Source organism: Inquilinus sp. (assembly GCF_039594555.1).
GTDB lineage: Bacteria > Pseudomonadota > Alphaproteobacteria > DSM-16000 > Inquilinaceae > Inquilinus.
The window spans coordinates 1-7,799 of the sequence record NZ_JBCNNF010000326.1 but is presented as its reverse complement, the minus strand read 5'-3'; the positions used below and the strand labels follow the sequence as shown (position 1 = coordinate 7,799).

Annotated in this window: 8 protein-coding genes, 1 other RNA gene and 2 pseudogenes; 8 read left to right on the top strand and 3 right to left on the bottom strand. The window is 69.9% G+C overall.

The annotated features are described in order from the left end of the window. Nucleotides 1–617, top strand: a pseudogene (locus ABDW35_RS27085) (ammonia channel protein); the annotation flags it as partial. 66 nt (nt 618–683) lie between these two features. Here ABDW35_RS27085 and ABDW35_RS27080 read toward each other — a convergent pair. Next, nucleotides 684–1,154, bottom strand: coding sequence for a MarR family winged helix-turn-helix transcriptional regulator (locus ABDW35_RS27080; protein WP_343716964.1), 471 nt, complete (start codon nt 1,152–1,154; stop codon nt 684–686). 96 nt (nt 1,155–1,250) lie between these two features. Here ABDW35_RS27080 and ABDW35_RS27075 point away from each other — a divergent pair, with 96 nt between their 5' ends. Further along, nucleotides 1,251–1,625 (top strand): cupin domain-containing protein, encoded by a 375-nt coding sequence (locus ABDW35_RS27075; RefSeq protein WP_343716963.1) that lies wholly within the window; start codon nt 1,251–1,253, stop codon nt 1,623–1,625. A gap of 94 nt (nt 1,626–1,719) precedes the next feature. Beyond that, nucleotides 1,720–2,100 carry a hypothetical protein gene (locus tag ABDW35_RS27070; protein WP_343716962.1) on the top strand — a complete coding sequence of 127 codons (381 nt, stop codon included), beginning with the start codon at nt 1,720–1,722 and terminating at the stop codon, nt 2,098–2,100. A gap of 68 nt (nt 2,101–2,168) precedes the next feature. Here the strand turns inward: ABDW35_RS27070 and gap are convergent, their stop codons facing one another. Together gap and tkt are read right to left on the bottom strand one after the other, a co-directional pair. Then, complete coding sequence (gap, locus tag ABDW35_RS27065) at nt 2,169–3,176, bottom strand: type I glyceraldehyde-3-phosphate dehydrogenase (protein ID WP_343716961.1); 1,008 nt, start codon at nt 3,174–3,176, stop codon at nt 2,169–2,171. A gap of 93 nt (nt 3,177–3,269) precedes the next feature. After that, a complete protein-coding gene (tkt, locus tag ABDW35_RS27060; protein WP_343716960.1) occupies nt 3,270–5,261 on the bottom strand; it encodes a transketolase in 1,992 nt (663 codons plus the stop codon). A 280-nt stretch (nt 5,262–5,541) separates the two neighbouring features. On the opposite strand from tkt, the gene ABDW35_RS27055 reads away from it, so the two are divergent. The 5 genes and pseudogenes from ABDW35_RS27055 to ABDW35_RS27035 all read left to right on the top strand — a co-directional run. Next, entirely contained in the window at nt 5,542–6,627 is a 1,086-nt protein-coding gene (locus tag ABDW35_RS27055; protein ID WP_343716959.1) for an Ldh family oxidoreductase, read from the top strand. Nucleotides 6,628–6,663: 36 nt separating this feature from the next. Further along, nucleotides 6,664–6,894, top strand: coding sequence for a hypothetical protein (locus tag ABDW35_RS27050; protein WP_343716958.1), 231 nt, complete (start codon nt 6,664–6,666; stop codon nt 6,892–6,894). A gap of 4 nt (nt 6,895–6,898) precedes the next feature. Further along, entirely contained in the window at nt 6,899–7,225 is a 327-nt protein-coding gene (locus ABDW35_RS27045) for a cell division protein ZapA (RefSeq protein ID WP_343716957.1), read from the top strand. Nucleotides 7,226–7,238: 13 nt separating this feature from the next. Further along, a non-coding RNA gene (gene ssrS, locus ABDW35_RS27040) (6S RNA) lies at nt 7,239–7,399 on the top strand. Nucleotides 7,400–7,424: 25 nt separating this feature from the next. Further along, nucleotides 7,425–7,799 (top strand): annotated as a pseudogene (locus ABDW35_RS27035) (5-formyltetrahydrofolate cyclo-ligase); the annotation flags it as partial.

Here is a 7,799-nt window from a genome sequence, read left to right as displayed (position 1 = left end):
TCAGCGTCATTGGCGCCTCGCTGCTGTGGGTGGGCTGGTTCGGCTTCAACGCCGGCTCGGCGCTGACCGCGGGCGGCGGCGCCGGCATGGCCTTCGCCGTGACCCACATCGCCACCGCCGCGGCGGCGCTGGCCTGGATGTTCGTGGAGTGGGGCGCCAAGGGCAAGCCGAGCGTGCTCGGCATCATCTCCGGCGCGGTCGCCGGGCTGGTGGCGATCACCCCGGCCTCCGGCTTCGTCAACCCGATGGGCGCGCTGGCGATCGGCATTGCCGCCGGCATCATCTGCTACTTCTCCGCCACCTCGGTGAAGAAGGCGCTGGGCTATGACGACTCGCTCGACGTCTTCGGCGTGCACTGTGTCGGCGGCATCGTCGGCGCGATCCTGACCGGCGTCTTTGCCGACCCGTCGGTCAACTCGGCGGGCACCGGGCTGCTCTACGGCAATCCCGGCCAGGTCTGGATCCAGGTCGAGGGCGTGCTGGCGACGCTGGTCTGGAGCGGTGTGGTCACCGCGGTGCTGCTGGTCCTGATCAAGGCGGTCATGGGTATCCGGGTTTCGGAAGAGGCGGAGCGCGACGGCCTCGACCTCGCCCTGCATGGCGAGGCGGTGCAGTAACGCTGCCGCATAAGGCGGCCAGACTCGGGGCGTCCTTCGAGACGCCCCTTTTTTTTGCTCCGGGCCTCAGCCCCGCTCCGCGCCTGCCAGTTTTTCGTCCAGCGCATCCAGGTCGCGGCTGAGCGCGTCGAAGCGCCCGGTGCCGAGCAGACCGCGATACTCGGCCTCGATCCGGCGTTTCACGCCGTCGGCATCGGCCATCACCGCCAGACCGGCGGGGGTGAGGACGACCAGCCGGCCGCGCTTGTCGCGCGGGTCGGGGCGGCGCTCGACGATGCCGTCGCGGACCAAGTCGTCGACAAGCTGCTGCACCGCCTGCTTGGTCAGCCCCATGCGGCCGGGCAGGCTGGATTGCGGCGCGCCTTGCGGCCCGAGATGGGCCAGCACGGCCGAGCGCGCCTCGGCGAACCAGCCATGGCCCAGCGCCACCATCTCCGCCTCGAACCGGGCCTTCCAGGCCCAGGCCAGGCGCCACAGCCGCCAGCCGATATGGTCGAGCGGCGCGGGATAGGAGGCGTCGTCAAGCGGCTTGACCATTTTTGATCCATCCGATACCGTCAAGATGCTTGACGATTCATCGCCGAAGATGCGCTTCGGCGGATCGCGCTTCAAGCCTTTCCGCAGGAGAAGACCATGCCTGTCATTTCCGCGTCCGAGGCGCCGCGCTTCACGCTGCCCGGAATCACCTTCACCGGTCTGGCGGCGCCCAGCCGCGGTGCCCGCGAGACCGCTGCATGGCGGATCGCGCTCGACCCCGGCGCGCCCGGCGCTCCGCACCGCGTCACGCGAGAGGAGATCTTCATCGCCGTCGCCGGCCGCGCCGTTGCCACACTGGCGGGCGAACGGCACGAAATCGCGGCCGGCGGCGCCCTGGTGGTGCCGGCCGACACCGAATTCGCGCTGGCCAATCCGGGGCCGGAGCCGTTCGATGCGGTGGTGGTGCTGCCGGTCGGCGGCCAGGCCGCCTATGCAGGGCAGGAGCCCTTCACCCCGCCCTGGGCGGTCTGACGCCGCCGGAGACGCAACCTCAGTTCTTCCCGGGGCGAACCGTGAGGTGGCGGGCCGGCCTCGGCCGTACCCGCCTGCCTTCGGGGAGGACACCATGAAGTTCATCGCAATCGGTGTTGCGGCGGGGCTGCTCCTCGCTGCTTCGGCCTTCGCCATGGACGAGCCGGCGAAGACCATGAAGACCTCGGCCGGCGAGGTCTACACGGACGAGAAAGGCATGACGCTCTACGTCTACGACAAGGACGAGGCCGGAAAGTCCAATTGCGTCGACAAATGCGCCGCCAACTGGCCGCCGTTCAAGGCCGCGGCCGGCGCCATGGCCATGGGCGAGTGGACCGTGGTCAAGCGCGCCGACGGCACCATGATGTGGGCCTATGACGGCAAGCCGCTCTACACCTTCGTCAAGGACCAGAAGGCCGGGGACGTCACCGGCGACGGCGTCGGCGGTGTCTGGCACGTCGCCAAGCCGGACTGAGCGCTGCCGGAAAAGGAGAGGGCGGCCGAAGCCGCCCTCTCTGGTCTCGATGGAGCCGTCGGTCCGCCTCAGCGGGCCTGGGACATGGCGATCGCGGTGTCGCCCATCCGGTTCGAGAAGCCCCATTCGTTGTCGTACCAGGCCATGACCCGGACGAAGGTGCCGTCGATGACCTTGGTCTCGTTGATCGCGAAGATCGAGGAGCGGGGGTCGTGGTTGAAGTCGGTCGACACCAGGTCCTCCTCGTAGAAGCCGAGGATGTCCTTCAGCTTGCCGCCGGCCGCCTGCTTGATCGCCGCATTGACCTCCTCGACCGTGGTCGGGCGCTTGGCGACGAACTTGAAGTCGACCACCGAGACGTTCGGCGACGGCACGCGGATCGAGGTGCCGTCCAGCTTGCCCTTCAGCTCCGGCAGCACCTTGCCGACGGCCTTGGCGGCGCCGGTCGAGGTCGGGATCAGGTTCAGCGCCGCGGCCCGGGCCCGGTGCAGGTCCTTGTGCATCGTGTCGACGATGCGCTGGTCGCCGGTGTAGCTGTGGATCGTGGTCATGAAGCCGTGATCGATGCCGATCGCGTCATGCAGCACCCAGGCGACCGGCGCCAGGCAGTTGGTGGTGCAGGAGGCGTTGGAAACGATCGTGTGCGCCGCCGTCAGCTTGTCGTGGTTGACGCCGTAGACGACCGTCAGGTCCTCGTCCGTCGCCGGGGCCGAGATCAGCACCTTCTTGGCGCCCGCCGTCAGCTGCTTCGCCGCGTCGTCGCGCTTGGTGAAGATGCCCGAGCATTCCAGCGCGATCTCGACGCCAAGCTGGCCCCAAGGCAGCTGGGTCGGGTCGCGCTGCTGCACCGCCTTGATGCCGTGGCCGTTGACGATCAGCGTGTCGCCCTCGACCTGGACGTCGAACGGCGCCCGGCCGTGGACGCTGTCATACTTCAGCAGATGCGCATTGGTCTTGACGTCGGCGAGGTCGTTGATCGCGACCACCTCGATGTCCTTGCGCCCGGATTCGATCAGCGCCCGCAGCACCAGGCGCCCGATGCGCCCGAACCCGTTGATGGCAACCTTCACGGCCATGTCGTCTTCTCCGATCCGATGGTCCTATACCGATAGCCCAAAGGACCGGCCCGTTCCCTTGCTGTCCGGGAAGGGCCGGTCCGCGCATCGGCGTTACAGCTTGGCCTTGGCGGCGGCGACAACCGCCTCGGCCGTGATCCCGAAATGCTTGTACAGCTGCTCGTAGGGGCCCGAAGCGCCGAAGCCGGTCATGCCGACGAAGGCGCCGTCCGGGCCGATATAGTGGTCCCAGCCATGGCGCACCCCGGCCTCGACCGCGATGCGGACCACGCCCTGGCCCAGCACCCTACGGCGATAGTCGGAGGGCTGGCGGTCGAACAGCGCCGTGCAGGGCATAGAGACCAGGCGGGTGCCGATGCCCTCGGCCTCCAGCAGGTCGCGCGCCTCGTTGGCGATCGACACCTCCGACCCGGTGGCGACCAGCAGCACGCGCGGCGTGCCGGTCGCCTCGCGCAGGATGTAGCCGCCCTTGGCCGACAGGTTCTCGGCATTGGCGTCGAGGCGCAGGGTCGGCAGGTTCTGGCGGGTCAGCGCCAGCACCGACGGGGCGTCCTCGGTCTCCAGCGCGATCTGCCAGGCCTCGGCGGTCTCGACCGCGTCGCAGGGGCGGAACACCATCAGATGCGGGATCGCCCGCAGCGCCGAGACATGCTCGACCGGCTGGTGGGTCGGGCCGTCCTCGCCGAGGCCGATCGAGTCATGGGTCATGACGTAGACGACGCGCTGGCGCATCAGCGCCGCCAGGCGGATCGACGGCCGGCAATAGTCGGTGAAGGTCAGGAAGGTGGCGCCGTAGGGGATGATGCCGCCATGCAGCGTCAGCCCGTTCATCGCCGCCGCCATGCCATGCTCGCGCACGCCGTAGCGGATGTAGCGGCCGCCATACTTGCCCGGCTCGATGTCGGTCGAGACCTTGGTCTTGGTGTTGTTCGATGGCGTCAGGTCGGCCGACCCGCCGATCAGCTCGGGGATCGCCGGCACCAGCAGCTCCAGCACCTGGCCGGAGGCGACGCGGGTGGCCAGGCTCGGCTTCGCGGCCGAGGTCTCGGCCTTGAACTTGGCCAGGATGCCGTCGAGGCCGGAGGGGAGCGTCCCGTCCATGGCGTGGCGGAAGGCGGCGCGGGTCTCGGCCGGGGTCTTCGACAGCCGGGCGTCCCAGGCCAGGCGCTCGGCCTCGCCGCGCTTGCCGATCTCGCGCCAGGCGGCGATCGTCGCCTCCGGCACCTCGAAGGGCGGGTAGGGCCAGTTGAGGTTGGCGCGGGTGGCCGCGACCTCGTCCTTGCCCAGCGCCGAGCCGTGGACGCCGCTGGTGCCCTGCTTGTTCGGGGCGCCCCAGCCGATGATGGTGCGGCAGGCGATCAGGCTCGGCCGCTCATCGGCCAGCGCCGCGTCGATGGCGGCGGCGATCGCGTCGGTGTCGTGGCCGTCGACCCGCTGGACGTGCCAGTGATAGCCCTCGAACCGCTTCTGCACGTCGTCGCTGAAGGACAGCGAGGTCGGGCCGTCGATGGTGATGTGGTTGTCGTCATAGAGGACGATCAGCCGGCCCAGCTTCAGGTGCCCGGCCAGCGAGCAGGCCTCGTGGCTGATGCCCTCCTCGAGGTCGCCGTCGCCGCAGGTGACCCAGGTGTGGTGGTTCACCAGATCGTCGCCGAAGCGGGCATTGAGGATGCGCTCGGCCAGCGCAAAGCCGACGGCGTTGCCCAGGCCCTGGCCCAGCGGGCCGGTGGTGGTCTCGATCCCGGCCTCGTGGTCGACCTCCGGATGGCCCGCGGTGTGATAGCCGAGCTGCCGGAAGTGCTTGATCTCCTCGAGGGTGATCTTGCTGTTGCCGGTCAGGTACATCAGCGAATACAGCAGCATCGAGCCGTGGCCGCCGGACAGGATGAAGCGGTCGCGGTCGGCCCAGGTCGGGTGGGCGGCGTCGAACTTCAGGTAGCGGCTGAACAGCACCGTGGCGACGTCGGCCATGCCCATCGGCATGCCGGGATGGCCGCTCTTCGCAGCCTCAACCGCGTCCAGGGACAGGAAGCGGATGGCGTTCGCCATGTCTGAGTGGGTCACGGTCCGGGGGCTGTCGCTCATGGCATCGATCCGTTCGGGGCACGGGGATCCGGCGATGGCCCGCCCAGGCTCTCGTCAGGCGGGCTGTCGTCGGGGGCGGCGGCACCATGCAGCCCGGCGTCCCCCGCGTCAATGCCACCAAATGCCCAATTCGGGCCGAAATCGCAGGCCGAAAGGTCCGACATTCTCGTTGTCGCCCCAGGGGCGGACGGAAGCGCTGGAGGTCCGCCGGGCGCTGCGCTAGACAGGTCGGACATATCGGCCGGAACGCATGCCGGCCGCAGGGTTTCGGAGATCTGGGATGGAACGGTTCGACGGGGTGCGCCTGGCACGGCCGGTGCTGGAGGATTTCGCGGCGGCGCTGCTGCGCGGCGCCGGCATGTCGGCCGAGGCCGCGGCGGCGACGTCGCGGGCAATGACCGACGCCTCGGCCCGCGGCGTCGACACCCATGGCGTGCGGCTGGTGCCGTTCTATCTCGACCAGCTGCAGAACGGCCGGGTCAATCCAACACCGGCGATCACCGCGACCCGGACCGCGCCGTCCTGCGTCGTCGTCGACGCCGATGGAGGCCTGGGCCACCTCGCCAGCTACCGCGCCATCGACGAGGCGGCGACGCTGGCGGAGGAGACGGGGCTGGCCGCCGCCGTGGTCACCCGCTCGTCCCATCACGGCGCCACCGGCGTCTACACCCTGGCGGCGGCGCAGCGCGGCTTCGTCGCCTTCGGCTGCACCCATGCCGATGCGCTGGTGGTGCCGCATGGCGGGGTGAAGCCGTTCTTCGGCACCAACCCGATCAGCTTCGCCGCCCCGGCCCGGGACGAGGAGCCGATGCTTCTGGACATGGCGACCAGCGCCATCCCGCTGAACCGCGTCCATCTGCGCCGCGACACCGGCACGGAACTGCCGCCGGAGGTCGCCGTCGGCGACGACGGCATCGCCACCACCGATCCGCATGTCGCCACCGGCCTGATCCCGGTCGGCGGGCTGGGCTACGGCTACAAGGGCGCCGGGCTGGCGATGATGGTGGAGATCCTGTGCGCCAGCCTGACCGGCATGCCGCACGGCTTCCGCATGACCAAGTTCACCGGCCCGGGCGAGCCGGTGCATATCGGCCATTTCTTCCTGCTGCTGAAGCCACGGGCCTTCGCCGCCGGCGGCTATGAGGACTCGCTGGCTGCGATTCTCTCGGACCTGCGGTCGCAGCCGGCCCAGCCGGGGCAGGAGGTGATGGCTCCGGGCGATCCGGAGAAGCGGGAGGCGGCGGAGCGCGCCCGGCTCGGCGTGCCGCTGGACCGCCGCACCTGGGAGCGTCTGGCGGCCTTCGCCGGCTCCGTCGGCGTGGCGGTCCCCGAAGCGTCCGTTGACGGGGAACGGAGCGGCGCATAGTTTCACGCGGATGACGCTGGATCTGGAGTCCCGCCCATGAGCGGGTTGACCGCCGAGCTGGACCGACTGGAACGCGCCCTGGAGCGCCTGGATGCCGCTGTCGCGGCCCAGGAGGAGCGCCGCCAGACGCAGATCGACGAGATTGCGGACCGCGTGCGCTCGCAGGCGGTGACCGAGATCGAGACCGAGCTGCGCGAGGACACGGCGACGGTGGCGGCGCGGGTCACCCAGGTGATCCAGCGCATCGAGACCCTTTTGGAAAAGTAGCGCCGTGGCCCGGGTCGAAATCAATCTGAACAACCGCCCATATCCGATCGCCTGCGAAGACGGTCAGGAGCCGCGCGTCCGTGAGGTCGCCGCCTTCGTGCAGGACCGGATCCGCGAGATCCAGGGCTCGGTGCGGACCGCGACCGACACGCATCTGCTGGTCATGGTCGCGCTGATGCTGGGCGACGAGCTGCTGGACCTGCGCGAGGGCAAGATCCCCGGCGCGCCGCCCCCGGCGCCGTCGCCGCTGGACGATCCGGAACTGGCGTCGCGGCTGCAGAAACTCGCGGATCGGATCGAGGCCATTGCAGCCCGGGTCGAGACGCCCTAAATCTGTTCGCGGAGCGGGGCTGCGCGGTGCGACAGGTCGCTTTGTCCCTGGGGCCGATGCGCTTCTCTTAGGGGGCTGTCCCTGCCGGGATCGTGGTCCTGGACACACGGCACCCACCTGCTGTTGCAGGGCCCAAGAGGAGACGATATGACCACCGGCCGATGCGGCTCCGCTACCACCTCTTTCTTCCCTAGCCGCAATGCCTGACGGGACCGAGCTGCGCGACGCCAAGAAGGCGTTCCGCGCCGCGGCGCGGGAACGTCGTGCCGCCTATCATGCCGAGCACGGCGCCGGGGCCGGTGAGCGGTTGCGCGACAACGTGCTGCGGGCGATCCCTCTGCCGCCGGGTGGAGTGGTCAGCGCCTATCTGCCGATCGACGACGAGCTCGACCCGCTGCCGCTGCTGCGCGCCGCGATCGATCGCGGCCATCACGCCTGCGTGCCGGTGGTGCAGGGCAGGGGCCAGCCCCTGGTGTTCCGCGACTGGACGCCCGAGGCGCCGCTGGTCGAGGGCGTGTTCGGCGTCTCGGTGCCGGCGCCCTCGGCGCCCGAGCGGGTGCCGGATCTGCTGTTC

Bases quoted from the DNA above. Each gene is read 5' to 3' on its own strand.
- ABDW35_RS27080 (WP_343716964.1), bottom strand. From the start codon at position 1,154: ATGGTCAAGCCGCTTGACGACGCCTCCTATCCCGCGCCGCTCGACCAT.
- ABDW35_RS27075 (WP_343716963.1), top strand. From the start codon at position 1,251: ATGCCTGTCATTTCCGCGTCCGAGGCGCCGCGCTTCACGCTGCCCGGA.
- ABDW35_RS27070 (WP_343716962.1), top strand. From the start codon at position 1,720: ATGAAGTTCATCGCAATCGGTGTTGCGGCGGGGCTGCTCCTCGCTGCT.
- gap (WP_343716961.1), bottom strand. From the start codon at position 3,176: ATGGCCGTGAAGGTTGCCATCAACGGGTTCGGGCGCATCGGGCGCCTG.
- tkt (WP_343716960.1), bottom strand. From the start codon at position 5,261: ATGAGCGACAGCCCCCGGACCGTGACCCACTCAGACATGGCGAACGCC.
- ABDW35_RS27055 (WP_343716959.1), top strand. From the start codon at position 5,542: ATGGAACGGTTCGACGGGGTGCGCCTGGCACGGCCGGTGCTGGAGGAT.
- ABDW35_RS27050 (WP_343716958.1), top strand. From the start codon at position 6,664: ATGAGCGGGTTGACCGCCGAGCTGGACCGACTGGAACGCGCCCTGGAG.